Raw genomic sequence first — 19324 nt, 5'->3', positions numbered from 1 at the left:
TTACACCTTTAGCTAGCCTTCCTAATTAGTTAGCAATCACATACCCTTTTACTAGCTATTTTATTACCCTCTTTAAAACCCTCCAGCCTTGCATTAAATCATTACACTTAAAACACTTATAACCTGATCACAAATTAATAAAAGTTAACCTTTGCGAAACAACCCAGTGAAATGTTTATAATTAAACAGATCAACATAAATTAATACAATTAAAGAATACTGAAAATCAAACGATAGGAAAACACTATTACAATGGTAAAAAAATGGTTACTCCTTGTAATCATTTAGATTATTGAATTTAATCTATTTCATTTAAGGCCCCCAAAAAGACTGCGATTGCCTTTTAAACGAAATTCAGTGATCGAGTTATCTAAAGCTGAAATATGGCATCGTGCAAATTCATCGATTATTTCATCATCTCGAATGATATCAACATCTAAAAATACAATAAATTGATTAGCTTTTGAGTCAAAACGACTTGACTGCCCATCTAACCTCAAAGAATGAATATCCAAATAATCTAAGGACTCTACTTTAGATTTACAAACCAAATAGGCTTGCTGCAACGAATAATCCCCTTTTTTCACTCCCTCAGGCCCAAATTGCAACCCACTTTCACTTACCTCTTTAGCTTTACGCTCTTGTATCACACCTTTTAAAAAAATTGTCAAAACCAGCACTAAAAAAAATATTCCTAATGCGATCACAACACCAAACAACCAATTATCATTCGATTTAGCCATATTCGAGCCTTTAAAAACAAAACCTACCCCTTCTTTATAGCAATTGTTGACATTTTTACCACTTTTCCGTGGTTTTAAACGTAAAAATCAGTAAACTATCCCTTTTTATTCTTTCAATTTTTATTTGGAAAAAACATGTCAACAGAATTAGAAGATATCAATATTGAATCTCAAGCGTTACTTATTACACCTCACCAGCTTAAAGCTGAGATCCCTTTAACTGCAAAAGCACAAGCCGTTGTCGATCAAGGTCGTCAAGATATTCGTAACATTTTAGATCGCAAAGATAAGCGTATCTTTTTAGTTATCGGCCCATGCTCTATTCATGATACAGATGCAGCAATTGACTACGCTAAACGCTTAAAAGAATTAAGTGAAAAAGTCGATGACACACTTTTATTAGTGATGCGTGTTTATTTCGAAAAACCACGTACTACAACAGGCTGGAAAGGGCTAATCAATGACCCAGATTTGGATGATTCTTTTCAAATTGAAAAAGGTCTACATATCGGACGTCAATTACTTTTAGATGTTTCTGAAATGGGCATCCCAACATCAACTGAGGCATTGGACCCAATTTCCCCGCAATACCTACAGGATTTAATCGCATGGTCTGCAATTGGCGCTCGCACAACTGAGTCGCAAACTCATCGTGAAATGTCTTCTGGCTTATCTTCAATTGTAGGCTTTAAAAACGGCACCGATGGCGGATTAACTGTTGCGATCAATGCATTACAATCCGTTAGCCATCCGCATCGCTTTTTAGGTATTAATGAAGAAGGCCAAGTGGCCATCATTAAAACCAAGGGTAACAAATACGGACACGTCGTACTTCGCGGTGGCGGAGGAAAACCTAATTATGATTCTGTAAATGTCAGCATTTGTGAAAAAGAGTTAGAAGCAGCAAAAATCACACCTAGCATCATGGTTGATTGCTCACACGCAAACTCCAACAAAGATCCAAGCTTACAACCACTTGTAGCCGGGAACGTTGTGAATCAGATAGTAGAAGGCAATAAATCCATTATTGGCTTAATGGTTGAAAGTAACATTGGCTTTGGAAATCAAAGTATTTCAGATAATATGGAATATGGCGTTTCTGTAACAGATGGGTGTATTGCTTGGGATACCACCGAAAAAATGATTTTAGATATGCACGCTAAATTAAAAGACGTTTTACCAAACCGTTAATCTTTAAAACATTTCTAACTTAGGCCAGTTTTTACTGGCCTTTTTTTATTCAAAATTTGATTTTTTAATAAAAAACACAGAAAAATCAATCATTTAGCAAAAAAGCCCTTGACGTTTGGTTCAAAAATTCGTTTAATACGCCTCGCTTTGAAGTCGCCCAGATAGCTCAGTCGGTAGAGCAAGGGATTGAAAATCCCTGTGTCCACAGTTCGATTCTGTGTCTGGGCACCATTTATACTTCATCGCAACGTGCCCAGATAGCTCAGTCGGTAGAGCAAAGGATTGAAAATCCTTGTGTCCACAGTTCGATTCTGTGTCTGGGCACCATTTTATTAAGCCGCATAATGCGGTTTTTTTTCGCCCATCAAAAAGCAAAAGACGCTTTACGCCACTAAATCATCCTCAACTAAACATCAGTTACATCTTGTTACAATTAATAACCTTCCGTTACAAACCCTCTAGACCGCACTCAACCTAGCCTACGAAACAATTTCACACCAATAACTGTAAATTCAATGACTTAGCTAACAAATTAGGCTTTCCTAAAATACAAGTACTGATAGAATTCGATTTTTATTTTTTGAATTTGTAATTTAATGTTAAATCGTCGTCAATTAATTTTAAGCTCATCATGTTTTATATTGCCAACCAATGTGTTTGCGCAAACAAAAAGCCTACTACAATCAAAAAGTAAAGCTGAGGATATTGAGTTAAACCTGTATAACATCCATACAGGTGAACACTTTAACGATGTCATTTTTAGTGACAACCAACCCATTACAGAGAATCTAGCAAAAGTACATCATTTATTAAGAGACTTTCGCCAAAACGAAAGTGCAATAATGGATATAAAGCTACTACTTGGACTTGCCAACATCAAACAACATTGCACTTCTGTTTTAGCCAAATCCACCGACACCCCCATTCAAATCATTTCAGGTTACAGAAGCCCAATTACTAACAAAATGTTAAACTCCACCTCCACTGGTGTTGCAAAAAAATCCTTACACATGCAAGGGCGCGCAATAGACTTTAGAGTTGAGGGTATTCGCACTCAGGATTTATTCAAAATTAGCCAATCTATGAAAATTGGCGGTACCGGCAAATACACCTCTAGCGGATTTATACACCTAGATACTGGCAGATTAAGAAGCTGGGGCTGATTTTTCGCAAGCTACAAGACTTTAAAACAATACAATCAAATAAACGATCAACAAGAATCCCCCCACTAGAAACCTACATATCATTAAAGAAACAAACAAAACTATGACTTAAAAATATTTAACAAATACATACACCCTCCAATACATCAAAAAAGCACCTCAAACCCAATTGAGATATTTATCACAAAAATATACAATCTCCCTCGCAAATTTTGCACTAAAAGCAAAATGAATTAGTACATCAAATTATCGAGTTTTATTACTCTCAAGGATTCTAAATGCTTAAGCACCTTTCACTATTATTTGTATGTTTTGCGCTAAACAGCTGCGATACAGTTAACCAAATGATCAACCCTGAAAAAACACCTACCAACTCTAATCAAGCACCAACTATTGAAATAGAAACACAAATTAATGTTTTATCTGGAAAAAAAGACAGCATCACATTTACTGCTTCGGATTCAGATGGCAGCATCAAGTCCGTGACAGCCACACAACAAACCCATTTAGATTTTCCAATTGATGCAAACATTATTAATAACACTTTGCTAATTTTAGATGTTCCAGAATCTAAAATTGATCGAACCGTTACTTTTTTAATTATCACCACTGATAATGAAAATAAAACCGATCAAACACAGATATTTGTTTCAATTAAAAAATCAGAACAATCATTTATTCCCCCCACTTTATTAATAAACGAATCTGTGACAGCCAAAGAATTAAGTACAGTCGTCATTAATATCGAAGCTTATGATGAAGATGGCACAATTGAACAATATTTATGGAAACAATCTGAGGACGATTTAATCCAACTACATTTAAGTGACCCTACTTTAAAAAGCAACTTATTAATATTTACAGCCCCTGAAGTAACAACAGATACTCAATTCAATTTTGAATTAACCATTACTGATAACGACCAACTCACCGCAAAGGCTAACACAGTTATTACGATACTATTCCAAGCAAAGAAGCCTTCTGTTTCGCTAGATACTTTTTATACCTTTAACGAATTAGAGCAAATTACAATCAACTCAACTTCAGCCGATACTGATGGCAGCATCGTTAATTATCAATGGGCACAAGATGCGTCCGACACAATTCAATTAAATTTAAGCAACTCTATTTTGAATCAACAGCACTTAGTTTTTGATGCAATTGAAGTAAATCAAACCACTGAATTGCATTTCAGTCTAACTGTCACAGATAATGACGGATTAACCAACACAGCCACAACGCTGTTAAACATTGCTCAAGTTAATATTGAACCAACTATCGAAGCAATAAGTGATTTATCTGTTGATGAAATTACAACACATTCAATATCCGCAATTTATGCAGACAGCAATGGCTCAATCATATCTGCGCATTGGACTCAAACTTCTGGAAATCCAATATTATTTACCGATAATGCGAACGGCAAATTAACATTTAGCATTCCTGATATAAGCCTTGAAACTGAATATCAATTCACCTTTACAGTGAAAGATAATGACAATCAAACTGCATCAAAAACCATCACTATTACTGCAAATCCGGTAACGATCATACCTTTGGTAATGGCTCCAGAAAATATGACAACAGATGAACTATCTGTAGTTACACTTTTAGCAAGCTCTTTAATGGACCAGTCGCAGATTCAAAGCGTAAATTGGACACAGATTTCTGGAACGATGGTAAATTTAATTACAAATAATTTATTTGAAAGTGAATTTATAGCCCCTAATGTTATGGAAACTGAAACATTAGAGTTTCAAGTTGAATTAATTGACATTGATGGTGGCAGCATTACAGATACAGTAAACGTGACAGTGAATAATCTTCTCGAGCAAGATACATTAATTTCATCAGTGTTAATTAATATTGTGGATGATGAGTTAAAACAATGTATTAATGATCTTAATCTAACTTACACAAATGAGCTGACGACATTAAACTGCTCAACTTTAAGCGTAAATAACACAACAGGTTTAGATGCTTTTGAAAACTTAACAAGTATCCGTTTTGATAACCACAATTTAAATAACACCGATAATACATTTATGTTTGCTGACCATAATGCCATTAGCACCATTGTATTATCTAACAATGCATTAACTGAAATTAATACAACCAACATGCAAAGCATTGTCCATTTAGATTTATCAAGCAACCCTATTAGCGTTTTAAGTTTTGATTATTTGGTTTCATTACAAAGCATTAATTTAAACAACACCGATTTTAGTTGTAATCAAATTAATGCATTAATAACACAATATCCAAATGTGACATTCACTCCTACTTTTACAAACTGTAATGATCAACCGCCTGTTTTAAGTAATTCATACAGTGCACCCAAAACGGTTAGAGCACCAATTATTGATGGTGTCATGGACTCACAACTTTGGGATGAAGCGAATTGGCAGTCTATTGGAGTAATATGGGAAGGTAATTCTAATGACTTGACTCCAGATGATTTCAGCGGAAAGTTCAAAGTGATTTGGGACGAAAATGCGCTATATATGTTATTCGACATCATCGATGACTCATTAGATTCTAGTCATGAATATTTCTTTAACGACACCGTTGAATTATTCATTGACGAAGACCATTCAGGTGGCGATCATAATGGATACAATTCAGATGGAAATGCATTTGCTTATCACATTGGCTTAGATGGTCGTGCTATTGATATTCGCAACGGATCACCCATTACATATTCTGATGAGCATATAACAAGTCAAATTATCAGCAATGGTACTCATCATACTTGGGAAGTAAGAATCAATATTTATGATGACACTTATAACTATGATAATAACTCTGCCAATCAAAATGCTGAAATACATACTCCTGTTACTTTATACACAGGTAAAGAGTTAGGTTTTAGTGCCTCTTATATCGACAATGATGGCTCCTCAGTTCGTGAACACTTCATAGGTTCGGTTAACAGCCCAGGCCACTTAGCAAACCAAGGATATTTAAACGCAGACGGTTTTGGTGATTTAACATTAGTTGATTCAATTTTGCATTACCCTGTTATTGAAGATATCCATCCAGTTACTGTTAATAATTTCGATGAAGTTTCAATTCCTGTATCGTTTTATGACACAAACGGAAGCGTAACTGATTTTTATTGGAGCCAAACTAGCGGGACAACCATAAATTTTACAAGCGATGAATATGGCACATTAATATTTACCGCACCAGAAGTGACTCAACAAACTCAAGTAACCTTTACTTTAACGGTCACTGACAATGAATTACTCACTACCACTAAAGAAGTGATCATTACCATTGAAGATATGACTACCCCATTAACAATTAGCTTAAATAATGAGTATCAATTTCTTGCCACTTCAACTGTCAATATCAGCGCTCTTGTAAATGAAGACACTGACAATTTAACTTCAATTTTATGGACACAAACTTCAGGTGATTTAATAACTATTGATAACGATGATTTTTTAACTCTAAGTTTTGATGCTGATGAAGTTTACCAAACCAGTAGCTATGGATTTAACCTGACGGTAATGAATTCCGATCATCAAACAGCAAGTAAAGACATCGTTATAACAATCAATCCTTTGACCTATGTATTTTCTGTTGATGCTGGACAAGATATTTCTGCCGATGAGAATACACTTATTAATTTAACTGGACAGTCATCATTAAATTTAAATGAAATCCTTTCTGTAAAATGGACACAAACATCTGGCATTGCTACTTTTTTAACAACAAATAATCAGCTAACCACCTCTTTTATGACTCCAGAATCCACCAGCCAAGAAATCGTTACGTTTGAATTAAGCGTGACGCATTTAAGCGGCCAGAGTATTACCGATTCCATTGAGATTATTTCAAATAATACCGACCCCTATTTACTTTTAACTTCCGATGCCGCTGAGCAAGTGACCGATCAAAACTTAAAAGCCTGTTTATTAAATACAAATTTAAGCTATGCATTAGAAATCACATCGCTTAATTGTGCAAATCAAACGGTAAGTTCGCTGGAAGGTTTAGAAAACTTTGAAAATTTAATCACTCTAGATTTAAGTAATGCAAATATAGAAAGCTTAACTATCAATAGCAGTCTTGCATTAAAAGAGTTGAATATCTCAGGAAACAATATCAATCAATTATCTTTTGAATACTTATCGGAACTTAAGATTTTAAATATTCAAAATAATAATTTTACTCACTTCACCAATACAAACTTAATCAACCTTACTGAATTAAATATTTCAGAAAACGCCATTGGTGATCTTGATTGGTTAGATTTCCCAGTATTAGAATCACTGGATGTTAGTAACACATTATTAAATTGTGAAGATATTTTAGCCATTAAGGCCAACAATCCTTCCATGTCAGTTCTGCCAGTAGTAACACAACAAACCTGTGACACAAATACCCCGTTAGCACAAAGCAATACCTATAACGCTTACAAAACAGGCACACCACCTGTTATAGACGGCATTATTGATGATAACGCTTGGAACGTTTCACAATGGCAAGTGATTGATGTGCTTTGGTTAAACCTAAACGAACCAACTCCTGAAGATTTCACAGGTAAATTTAAAGTGATTTGGGACGAAGGCTATTTGTATATGCTGTTTGAAATTATTGATGACAAACTAATTGCTGGTCACGACCACACTTACGACACCGTTGAAATATTTTTAGACGAAGACAAATCCGGTGGCACTGTATACGAAAGTGGAAAGGCTAATGCATTCGCATATCACCTCCCAATTGAAAATGCGCCTTATTCTCCATTTGGAACATCAGTCGCACTTCCAGAAGAGCATATATCTAAAGTGTTATTAAGCACGGGAAATACTCATATTTGGGAAATTAAAATTCAAGTTTATTCTGACGAATTCAATCCCTATGGCCAACCACACAGCCCAATTGATCCTGAAGTGTTATATGAAAATAAAGTATTAGGGTTTACTGCATCATACAACGACAGTGACACAGGCGGAAATCGAGAGCACTTTATTGGCTCTGTAGACTCACAAGGTCACACAAACAATGAGGGATACTTAAATGCTGATGGATACGGTACTTTAAATTTATTAGTTAAATAATAAACTCTATTTAAATTGGCGCTTTTTAGCGCCATTTTTATTTTAAAAACTCAAATGGTTCACCCTAAAGAAGCCAGTCATGATTCACCTCTTTTGCTCTAGTGCATTTTACTCTCTAAAAAAATTGCCGAATTTTTCAACAAACAGCGTACTATAGAAGACACGAAAACTGTGCAACACCATGAAATAACAAAACAGGTCTTATGCTTACTCGTTTTTTTAGCTATAGCTAATGTGAATGGTCTATCAAAAATGACTGATCAAACATGGTTAATCAAACTTAGTCGATAAACACAGTCGATCAAACATGGTCAATCAAACTTAGACGATCAAACAATGGGCATAGTCAATCAATCACTATATCAAGAATTGAACTAATTCAGAGCCCAAACGATAAAACAGAAAAATAATTCCTCTCTATTAGCGACTTTAAAAACATTATTAAATCAAATATATGGTTTAATAAAATAGTACACAAAATCACAATGGATAATCTTAGAATTGTGTTAAATAAATACCTTCGAAATAAGCTAACATTGATCATGCAAAATATTTTCGAATCGTTTTTTTTAATATTTAGTCAAAAACCAAAAAAAAGAGGCTTTCGCCTCTTTTATATTAATTCAAAATTCAAACATTTATTAGCCAGTATTACGCATACCTGCAGATATACCTGTCATCGTCACTTTAAGTGCCTGCTCCAACTCAGGACTAATTTGACCAGACTGACGTTCACGTTTGAGCAACTCAACCTGCATTAAGTTTAATGGATCAATATAAGGTTTACGCACTTTTAAATTACCTTGAAGTATCTTGTCCCCTTCGAGTAATTGTGACTGTCCTTTTAACAGATTCATTAAATTAATTAACTCAGCTAAATCTGTACGTAATGTGACACCTAATGATTGAATCTCTTTTGCTACGAGCTCTTTTTCATAATGTGCACTAATTGGTAAATCAGCTTTACCCAACACCATTTCTAATAGATCTAAATAACTGTTAAAAAATGGCCAGTTTTTAATCATATCGTCTAATACATCTTTTTGATTTTCGTGTGCAAATTGCAATGCCTGTCTTGCACCTAACCAAGCAGGTAAATTCAATCGAACCTGCATCCAAGCAAAAATCCACGGAATTGCGCGCAAACTTTCTACACCACCTGTTGCTTTTCGTTTAGCTGGACGACTGCCCAATGCCAACTTACCTAGTTCTTGCTCGGGGGTTAAAGTTCTAAAATAAGGCACAAAATTAGGATCATCTCTTACCACTTTACGATATGCACTTAAAGATTCGGTGCTCATTTGTTCAATTAGATCACGCCATTGTTGTTTAGGCGCTTCATCTGGAGCAAGTGTTGCTTGAATATTTGCAATCATATAGTCATTGAATGAATTAAACGCGACCCTTGCTCGACCAAATTTAAATCGGATCATCTCGCCTTGCTCTGTCACTCGAATCACACCTTTTACAGAACCTGGAGGTTGTGAAGCCATTGCTTTAGCTACTGGTCCTCCACCACGTCCAACCGTACCACCACGTCCATGGAACAACACTAACTCAATGCTGTTTTGTTCAGCTAATGCTACTAATTGTTCTTGTGCTTTATATTGCGCCCATGTAGCTGTTAATTTGCCAGCATCTTTTGCGGAATCAGAATACCCAATCATCACCGTTTGCCATTGAGCTGAATATTCACGATACCATTCATTTTGCCATAATTTACCCATTACAGTTGGCGCACGATCTAAATCGTCAAGCGTTTCAAATAATGGCACGACAGGCATATTCCATTTCATACCAGTTTGTTTTAATAATAACGCGACAGCTAACACATCTGATGGTTGTTGCGCCATTGAAATAATGTAATGGGACAAACACTCTTGAGGTTGTTTAGACACAACAAAACAGGTATCCAATACTTCTTTAACATTTGCACTTGGTTCAAAATGAATAGGTAATAATGGACGATTCGATTGCAACTCTTTTAATAAAAATTCTTGACGCTGCGCTTCTGTGAAATTGGCGTAATCGCCAATATTAAGACAATTACAAATTTCAGAAATAGCTTCAACATGTCGCTGCGCATCTTGACGGATATCTAATGGTGATAAATTGATACCAAAACAATACACTCGACGAATACTATCTAGCAATGGTCCATTAGCAACTTTATCTAAGCCAACTTCGTTTAAGGAGCGGTAGCATAATTCTAAAATATCTAATATTTGAGATTTTTTGGTCAATAATTGATCTTCATGGGTAAAGTTTTCTTTTCCTCTTAATTGATCATCACAAAATTGTTTGGTCATTTCCAAACGATGTTTAACAGATACTAATAATTCTCGATAAGGCGTGCTTGAAGGTTGACCTAAATATTCAGCTGCTTCAGCACTGACATCGGTCATACTTAAATCACCAGCTAAAGCATGAATGTCATTTAAATATAAATCTGCTGCCATCCAACGACCTAAATAAATCACTTTTTGTGTGATGTCGTGTGTACAATTTGGATTACCATCGCGATCGCCCCCCATCCAAGAATAAAACGAAAATGGCGTTGCACTTAAATCTAAACCTTGGCCAACGCGTTTGCGAGCAACGGAATCTAAGTGTCGCATAAATTGAGGCACAGCTTTCCAAAGACTGTTTTCAATGACTGCAAATCCCCATCTTGCTTCATCAAAGGCAGTTGGACGTTCGGTGCGAATCTCATCAGTTTGCCAAATTTCATCAATTAAACGCTTTAAATTATGTTGCTGCTCATTCACTTCATAATCTAATAAATCTGTGCGGCGTAAGTTAGATAAACTTGTCGCGACTTGATCGTATTTGTGAATTAACGTTCGGCGTGATACTTCTGTAGGATGAGCAGTAAGCACTAACTCAATTTTGATTTTACTTAATACTTCTTGCAGTTTGGATTTACCGTGCGAGTCACTTAATTTTTTAAATAACTGATCTAGCTCATCAACATTTGGTTTTTGACTGGCCGTATGTTCTTGGTCTGCAATATTCGCCAAATTCAAAAACTGATTAAATGCACGCACAACAGGTAAAATGTCTTTGTCTTCTACTTGAGCCAATACTTCATGCAATTCATCCGTTCCAATCGAATCATCTGTGCTTGCTTTTTTACTAAACTGGCGAATGGCTTCGACGATTTTTAAAATGTCGGATCCTTCATAATTACTAACGGATTCCCCAAGTAAATCGCCCAATAAGCGGACATTATCGCGTAACGTTTCTGGAATTAAAGACATTTTGATCCTCATTGAAAATATTTATGAAACCCTAATATAAGGGTGTTTCACTTTTTTTTAAATGGTTGACTTGAAAAATAGTTCTTTCGCCCTATATCAGGGCTTCATTTGACAAAATTCTACAATGGGTATCCTATTGGACTTTCAAAGTAATTTAGATTGGCTTTCCAAGCAAAGCGAAGATGTCGTAAGTTTTTTTCATGGCATCGAGAAAGAAGGTCTACGTACCGAAGCAAGCGGTAAAATTGCCGACAATTCACATCCACAAGCATTAGGTTCTACATTAACGCACCCAAGTATTACCACTGATTATTCAGAAAGCTTACTTGAATTTATTACCCCTGTTTTTAAAAAACCAAAAGATGCCATCGAGCATTTAACTCAATTGCATCAATTCTCCTATCAACATCTTGGCGAACAAACAATATGGCCTGCTAGCATGCCAAATTTTGTGCCTAATGAGCTTGCTATAAATATCGCCCAATATGGCAGCTCTAATATAGGACAGCTAAAAACGGCATATCGCCATGGTCTATGGCATCGTTATGGCAGAATGATGCAAGCAATTGCAGGTTTGCATTTTAACTTTTCATTTTCTGATGATTTTTGGAAAGCCTTTAGTGAACACAAAGGCAACACAGAAGATATGCAAAGTTTCATATCAAGACAATATTTTCATTTAATTCGTGGATTTCGTCGCCACTCTTGGTTACTACTTTACTTATTTGGTGCATCACCAGCTTTAGACAAAAGCTTTAAAACTGGCGAACAAGTTAAATTAGAAACATTAAGCGAAGACACCGATTTTTTGCCTATGGCCACAAGTTTGCGTATGAGTGATATTGGTTATTCAAACAACGCACAATCATCTTTAAATATTTGTTATAACACGCTAGAAAATTATACAGCGTCATTAAGCAAAGCCATCAAAACCATTTACCCTAAATATCAAAAAATCGGATTAAAAGATGGAGATCAAGCCAAGCAATTAAATGAAAACATTTTACAAATCGAGAACGAATATTACAGCGATATTCGCCCAAAACGTGTTGCTAATTCCGGTGAAAAACCCATTGCAGCATTACGAGACCGAGGCGTTCAATATATTGAAGTACGATGTTTAGATTTAAATCCGTTCATGCCTTGCGGGATAGACGAAAGCCAAATGAAATTTCTCGATGTCTTTTTAACATATTGTTTATTATCCGAACAAGACAAAATAGATGACATTGAATGTGAAGAAGTGGCTGAAAATACAAAAAGAGTCACGCAACGTGGCCGTGATCAAAACTTAACACTGCTAATTGATAATGTAGAAACACCTCTGATTAAACAAGCTGAAACTATTTTCAAAAGTTTAAATGATATTGCAGATGTTGTTGAAAATTTTGAAACTGGTACTAAAGAGGCAATCCAACAACAGTTTAAAAAAGTTCATGATAATAAATATACGCCATCTTATTTATTGCTTAAACATATAAGCGCACATCAAGGTTCATTTTTAAAAGCAGGACAAAGTTTGGCGAATGAACATAAAGCGTATTTTCAAAAACTAGACTTACCTGAGGTTACCCAAAAGGCATTTAATCAACTCAGTGAGCAATCAATCATTGATCAAAAAGAGATTGAATCTACTGATAATGTGAGTTTTGATGTATTTTTAAAAGAATACTTAAACGGCTGATTTTTTACATGTAAAACGAGTCAACGTGATCGGTGGCTCGTTTTTTTATTCACACACAACCTAAACCATTTAATTTAGCGCTTTCTCATCTGAGCTATTCAAATTCTTTAACCAATTATGTAATGCAGCTAAAGCTAACAAACATAATCCAAGTCCTAAGAATGATAAAATTCTTAAAATCCCTTCCAGAGCATTCATATCCATTATGAATATTTTACCAATAACAAATAACAAAAAACTTACCGCCACTTTATATAGCGCAGTTTGATCTTTTAAAATTGAACGAACAAACACTGACACCGCTATAACCAACCAGACTATGGAATACGTGTACTGTTCTGCTATTGAAATATTCGCTTCAATATTTAATTGCCCCTGCCATAAATGGTGGATATTCATAGAAATATAAACAAATCCCGAAAAAGCAGCTAAAGCTTTAAATCCAGTTTGATATTTTTGTTCAAACACTTTACTAACTGCAAACCACAATACCGTAGCCAACCCAAATGACAGCAATAAACCATTGAAAATTGGAAAAGATGAAATGGCATCAACATTCCACAATGGGTTTTTAGGAATTAAAATAATAAAATAACTCACCACACTTAATGCAATTAATATTTGTGAAGCTATTTGGTAGATTGCTTTAAGACTTTGTGCAAATTTACTACGCACGTGATACACACAAGCCACAGAGCCAAACATCAGCATATTTAAATACACCTCTGTAAAACTAAATGCATAACTAAAAATATCACCATCATATAACCAGTAACGCATCTCTGCGTTAAAAAATAATACAAAGACATGTAATGTGGCTGCTTCTAGCCATTGTCTTAATTTAGTTTCAACACAAATTCTACTTGCTATAAATAACAATAAAACAGAGCCGCCATAAGTAAATAATGTCCAATGAACCGTACTATCATACTGCGCCAACCAAGGGTTAAAAGTTAAACGAATTATAATGACAGCCAAAAGTGCTTTTACTAAAAAATTCACATGATTTAGTTGATACCGTTTAAACATCCACACTAACGAAAGTACCTGACAAGCCAATGCTAAAGTTAAATAGAATTGTTCAAAACACATTACAAATGTCATAGCAAACGCAAAATGGGAGGCAATCATGCTCCATATTACTAATATTGATGGATTGTTTTTTTGTAATTGATTTAGCGATGAAGCCAAATAACTTAAACCTATTAATAAACTCAAAATCGCCCAATTAAATAAGGTTAATTGAGATTCAAATGACCAATATATTAAAGCGATACTCATTAACGGAGCAAATACCATCAGTGCAGATTGCATGGCATCTTCATAGCAAATCACCCTGTTTACTTGATTTATTAAATTCACTCTATTAGTAAACAGTGTCAAAGACATCAATAAAGCAATACTTAAATACAGCACTATTATATTGTCTGTGTGTAAATTTGAAGCAAATAAACTGGTAATAAAGATACTGATTAAATAACCTAAAAACATCACCCAAGGCAACAATCTTAAAACGGAGTTAGCTCTATATATAAACAATAAAATTGTAAACATAGGCAACCAAATCAATAGTGAACGCGTCCAATTAGGCTCATAAATAATTGAAATGCATTGCGCAATTAAAATACCACCAATGGTTATTATTGGTAGTAAATACAGCTGACATCCTAATGTTAATTTTTGAAAGACATTTGTCGAAACTTGATCTGGTTGAATATTGATTGGCATAAAGCATTGCATTAATGAATAATTTGCATAGGGTATTGAGACAAACAAATATAATAAACCGGTCAAATATAGATGACTAAAAGGCGTTAAAAAATGAGTAAACGTCAGTGCCCACCAAATTAAAGCACCCACTAATACTAAAATATGCAACCAAGAACGATTCACTTTTTTAATTAAAAATTGAGCCGATGCGCTGATCACAAGAATATAAATTAAAATATCATTAATACCGCCCTGAGAATCACTACCAACTAATAATGGAACAACCATAGCACCAATGATTCCCATAACCGCTAGTATAGGCCCATATACAAGCGCTAAAGCCATAGTTAATAATGAAATGACAGCCAACAATAAAAATACAATCAATGATGGGAACATATCGTACATTCGCAACCCTGCTAAAATGGCAGCGTACATAGTGATACTGCCCGCACCTGCTAAAGCAGAGATCGATGCTATTACTTGTTTGGACTTTTTCATCCAATAATATGCCCCAGCGTGAAGTATCAATCCAAACATAATAGAAAAACTAATTCTTAAAGCTGGGCTTAAATAACCTTGATCCATTGAATATTTAACTAAAAACACACCCGCTATGGCAACACTTAAACCACCAACACTCACCATCCAATTTGTAATGACCCAAGCGACAAAGTGCTCAATTGCATTAGGTTGATGAACCTTTGACTCAGTTGTAGAGAATAAGCGGGATTGTTGAGACGATTTATACGCTTGGGAGGTGTTTACTTCTGATAGTTGTAAACTATTTTCTGAAGGATTTTTTTTGACTTTTTCATTAAGGATCGGTTTTGGCAATAGTTGTTCATCGTCAACCTTTGTCGTTTCATCTATTAGTGTTTGAGTGTCACTTAAATTGGTTATTAAGTTTTGTATTTGCTCAACTTTTTCAACTTCTTCAACTTCTTCAACTTCTTCAACTTTGGATTCAGAAATGGATTCAGAATTGGATTCAGAAATGTTTTTTAATTTAAGTTGTGCAAGTTCACTCTCTAACTGAAATAGTCTTAGTTTTGTTTTTTTATGATCAAAAAAAACAATCCAAGCAAAGATAACTCCTAACAATAAGGCTCCTGTAAAGATAAACCCAAGTAATCCTAATAATTCAAACACGCCCTAACCTTAATTTTAAAAAGAAAGATCTTATCAGCTGAATGATTTTTGCACTACTTCAATATTAAAATCTGTGAAGTAACGATTTGGAAAATCAGCAAAAAATGAGTTTACAATAAAAATTGAGCGCATTTTTAAACTGAGTAAGGCATTCGGATATTAATTAAATTCGATTGGTGAGAAATCATCTTGATATTTATTGGTTGATTTGGACGTATTCGATCGTTTTGATGAATCTGAACCTTCCTCTTTTTCAGTTGACTCGAAATCAAAGGGGGACGTGTGAACTTTTGAAGTTGATGATTGATCAGTTTCACCCTCTAAAGTCAAAGGCGCATCTAAATCTTCTTGTTGCTTTAAATAATTTTCAGGTGAGATTTTGAGATTTCTAGAAAGTTCATTTCTTGCTTGTTCCATATCTTTTTTTGTAAGTTTGATTTTATCATCTAACGATTCTGATGTTTGATTACGCATGGTTTCATTTGTATTTTTAATTGCAGCTATACGAGTATCAGTAACAAGTCCTTTACGATCAACTAATGAATCCTGACCTTTTTTCTTTGAAATTAGCGCCTTCAAATGCGCTCTTACTTTTTTACCCGTTTCTTCCTGTCCTGGTATAAATATCAATGCATCATGTAATAATTGAAATGCTTCAATTAAATCCGGATCGTCTTTGTGTAAATTTTGGACGCCATTTAACAACTTCACACATTGAACATTATTCCCCCTCTCATAACATGCTCTAGCAACAATTAATTTATTTTGTAATAAATTAATTTGAAAAGAACCCGTCAACTCTAATATATTTCTATAGGTTGAATAAATTCGTTCATTCCGGTGAGTTTTTATAAGTAGATTTAAATATCTTCCACCAAATTTAGACATTTGATCTGATGCATGGCAAGCCATTAAAAATTCAAAATACTTAGTATGTAGATGATAATCCTGTGGGGAATCTTTTATACCTTGATCAAATACACTAACAGCATGATTAAACAATCCTTCTTTTACAAAGATATTTGCCTTAGCTAATGCTCGTTGAGCCGGAGTTCTTTGATCCTTATCGCTATCATTTAACATGGATTCTTGCTTTAGAAGCTTACCTTGGTTTTCATAAACCATATAACCCATAATATGAAACGCAACTATTAAATAATAAATACCCACGCATGCCGATAAAAAACTGGAAGCTTGAGGAAACACTAAAGATATCGTTGAATTCAATACTTCAGCGGAACCGATCATGACAAATATAAAACCTAGAAACACAAGATACTGTAATCCCAATTGAACGGCAGCGTGAATGACATTCATTGGATTTAACGCTTCAACTAAGGAATCTGTCAAAGCTAACACCATAACGATTGCTGGCAATAATAGAAAAATGGCAAACGTAACAATTGCTGCAAGTTGATAATTGATCACATCAAACATAAATTTAATGACAAAAGCCAACACCACAAAAAGACCAATTACTTTTAATGCCAGTACAAAGCCACCTTCAATCGCATCTATTGGATCAGGTGGGTTAAACTCTCCCATGGCGGTATGTTTAAGACAGGTAAATAAATACTTAAATAATGTGCCAAACACAATCAAACTAAGAATAAATTTAAATGGCAATGAAGGAATCAAACCCGATATCAAAACAAACAATGCAATGACACCTAAAGTTTTAATATCTAATGGATAACGAAAACTGGCTTGAAGTCTACGCCAAAATGGTTTTTTTATTTGATTTTGTTTCACCTGTTGCATATGGCTATTACATTTAAAACAGCGGTTTTCGTCCAAATATTCGCTCACATCTGTACATTGGTCACAACAATCCACATTACAAACTTTGCAAAAATAGGTCGCGTCTTTACTTGGGTGGTATTTGCAATGAATCATGTTACATTCCCTGAGCGTGAATAGATTGAGCTAACTTTAAGTATTTTATTCGTTTAGGTTGATTATTTTGTTCAGCAAATTCTTTAGCTAGTTTTTGTAGTAATGCAATAATCGAATCGTCATTTTTGTTTTCTACTAGATGTACAGTAATTTCTTCAGCGTGTTGTAAATCTTTATAATCGCATAAACGCCACGCTAATCGGCGTAACTTTTCTAAATCCATTTGATTTTTTACTTCTGAATTATTTGACCAAATATTAGCAATTGTAGGTAAATTTTTATTTTCGATTTTCTTTTGCGATAGCAAATTTATAGCAAGTCGTGTTCTGCTATTTTTAGCCTCTTGCGTCTGTTGCAGACCAAGCATATGGTAATGAATTAACTTTAAATTTTCATCGTCTTCATATTCCATTTGATAAGTACGAATTAATCGACTTGCCTCTTTAAATCGATAAGCTTCAATGCGATTATAAATAGCATCAAGTTTTTGCAAACGCTCAAATTCAACATCATCTTCTTCGATATATTCGATATCAATTGTTTTAGGATATATTAATTGCACTCCCCCCAAACAAATCGCACCAGTTACAAACCCACCAGCATGGGCCATAAACGCGACATTCGATCCTTCCATAGTCAAATATTGATAGATTTCATTTGCAATATAAATGGGTAAAATTAATAACGCGGGTGCTTTAAAGTATCCAACGAAAAAATAAAACCAATAAAAAAACTCTATCTTTTTGAGTTTAAAAACAACAAGATACATTGCCATCACACCAGAAATGGCCCCTGACGCACCAATCAACGCAGTAGTACTATTTAAATCAAATAATGCAAAAGCGAATACAGCCCCAATGCCCGAAATCATATAAAATAATAAAAAACGTAAATGCCCAATAGCTGCTTCTACTGCAAACCCACACAGTACCAAGAAAAATAAATTACCCAACAAGTGAAATATATCCCCATGTAAAAACATATGAGTAAATACACGAGTGATTTCGAAATTACTGGGTATATAACCAAATGACGATGCACTGTTTGATAATATTAATTTTTGAATTTCATCTCTTTGATAAAAATAATTATCATATTGCCATTGATCCATTTCAATATAAGAATTTTCCTTAAAATAAATATAAAACTCATCGTCAAATAAAATTTCGTAAGGAGTGATTTGATCCACTGAATCATAGTAATCAGGATAATAATCAAAATAAGCAGATCGTTCATTTGCAAAAAAATTGGTTTGTCCTTGAGTGTATTGATGTAAAGCATCAGAATATTTTTTAGCATCTTGAGTTTGATACAAAAAAAATACAGCAATATTTAAAAAAACAATACTCATTAACACTATTGGCGCACGCAACCAATCTAAGCGTTTTTCAGTAGGTAATAGAATCATGCACTTTTCCTAAGTTAAATTTTAAATCGCTAATTTACGCATTGT

Annotated in this window: 9 protein-coding genes and 2 tRNA genes; 6 read left to right on the top strand and 5 right to left on the bottom strand. The window is 34.5% G+C overall.

Annotation, left to right across the window (positions count from 1 at the left end; translation table 11 throughout):
• Positions 1–308: 308 nt before the first annotated feature.
• Positions 309–743 (bottom strand): hypothetical protein, encoded by a 435-nt coding sequence (locus tag TYM08_RS06675; protein WP_422382189.1) that lies wholly within the window; start codon positions 741–743, stop codon positions 309–311.
• A gap of 135 nt (positions 744–878) precedes the next feature.
• Here TYM08_RS06675 and TYM08_RS06670 point away from each other — a divergent pair, with 135 nt between their 5' ends.
• The 5 genes from TYM08_RS06670 to TYM08_RS06650 all read left to right on the top strand — a co-directional run bounded on the left by TYM08_RS06670 (position 879) and on the right by TYM08_RS06650 (position 8169).
• Complete coding sequence (locus tag TYM08_RS06670; RefSeq protein ID WP_422382188.1) at positions 879–1934, top strand: 3-deoxy-7-phosphoheptulonate synthase; 1056 nt, start codon at positions 879–881, stop codon at positions 1932–1934.
• A 155-nt stretch (positions 1935–2089) separates the two neighbouring features.
• A tRNA-Phe gene (locus TYM08_RS06665) sits at positions 2090–2165 on the top strand.
• A 20-nt stretch (positions 2166–2185) separates the two neighbouring features.
• Positions 2186–2261 (top strand) — tRNA-Phe (locus TYM08_RS06660).
• Between the two features lie 269 nt (positions 2262–2530).
• On the top strand, positions 2531–3097 hold the full coding sequence (locus tag TYM08_RS06655; RefSeq protein WP_422382187.1) for a YcbK family protein: 567 nt from the start codon (positions 2531–2533) through the stop codon (positions 3095–3097).
• Positions 3098–3375: 278 nt separating this feature from the next.
• Positions 3376–8169, top strand: coding sequence for a sugar-binding protein (locus TYM08_RS06650; RefSeq protein ID WP_422382186.1), 4794 nt, complete (start codon positions 3376–3378; stop codon positions 8167–8169).
• A 641-nt stretch (positions 8170–8810) separates the two neighbouring features.
• Here TYM08_RS06650 and ppc read toward each other — a convergent pair.
• Entirely contained in the window at positions 8811–11429 is a 2619-nt protein-coding gene (gene ppc, locus TYM08_RS06645) for a phosphoenolpyruvate carboxylase (protein ID WP_422382185.1), read from the bottom strand.
• 124 nt (positions 11430–11553) lie between these two features.
• Between ppc and gshA the strand changes: the two genes are divergently transcribed.
• Entirely contained in the window at positions 11554–13113 is a 1560-nt protein-coding gene (gene gshA / locus TYM08_RS06640; protein WP_422382184.1) for a glutamate--cysteine ligase, read from the top strand.
• A 69-nt stretch (positions 13114–13182) separates the two neighbouring features.
• On the opposite strand, the gene TYM08_RS06635 is transcribed toward gshA, so the two are convergent.
• The 3 genes from TYM08_RS06635 to TYM08_RS06625 all read right to left on the bottom strand — a co-directional run bounded on the left by TYM08_RS06635 (position 13183) and on the right by TYM08_RS06625 (position 19279).
• Positions 13183–15975, bottom strand: coding sequence for a DUF2339 domain-containing protein (locus tag TYM08_RS06635; RefSeq protein ID WP_422382183.1), 2793 nt, complete (start codon positions 15973–15975; stop codon positions 13183–13185).
• 159 nt (positions 15976–16134) lie between these two features.
• Positions 16135–17871: a hypothetical protein gene (locus TYM08_RS06630; RefSeq protein ID WP_422382182.1), complete on the bottom strand. Its 1737-nt coding sequence runs from the start codon at positions 17869–17871 to the stop codon at positions 16135–16137.
• Position 17872: 1 nt separating this feature from the next.
• Complete coding sequence (locus TYM08_RS06625) at positions 17873–19279, bottom strand: rhomboid family intramembrane serine protease (RefSeq protein WP_422382181.1); 1407 nt, start codon at positions 19277–19279, stop codon at positions 17873–17875.
• Positions 19280–19324 lie beyond the last annotated feature (45 nt).

Origin of the sequence: Marinicellulosiphila megalodicopiae (assembly GCF_045862395.1) — a bacterium.
In the GTDB taxonomy this organism is placed as follows: Bacteria; Pseudomonadota; Gammaproteobacteria; order Pseudomonadales; family Natronospirillaceae; genus Marinicellulosiphila; species Marinicellulosiphila megalodicopiae.
This window is presented reverse-complemented; position numbering and strand designations above follow the sequence as displayed.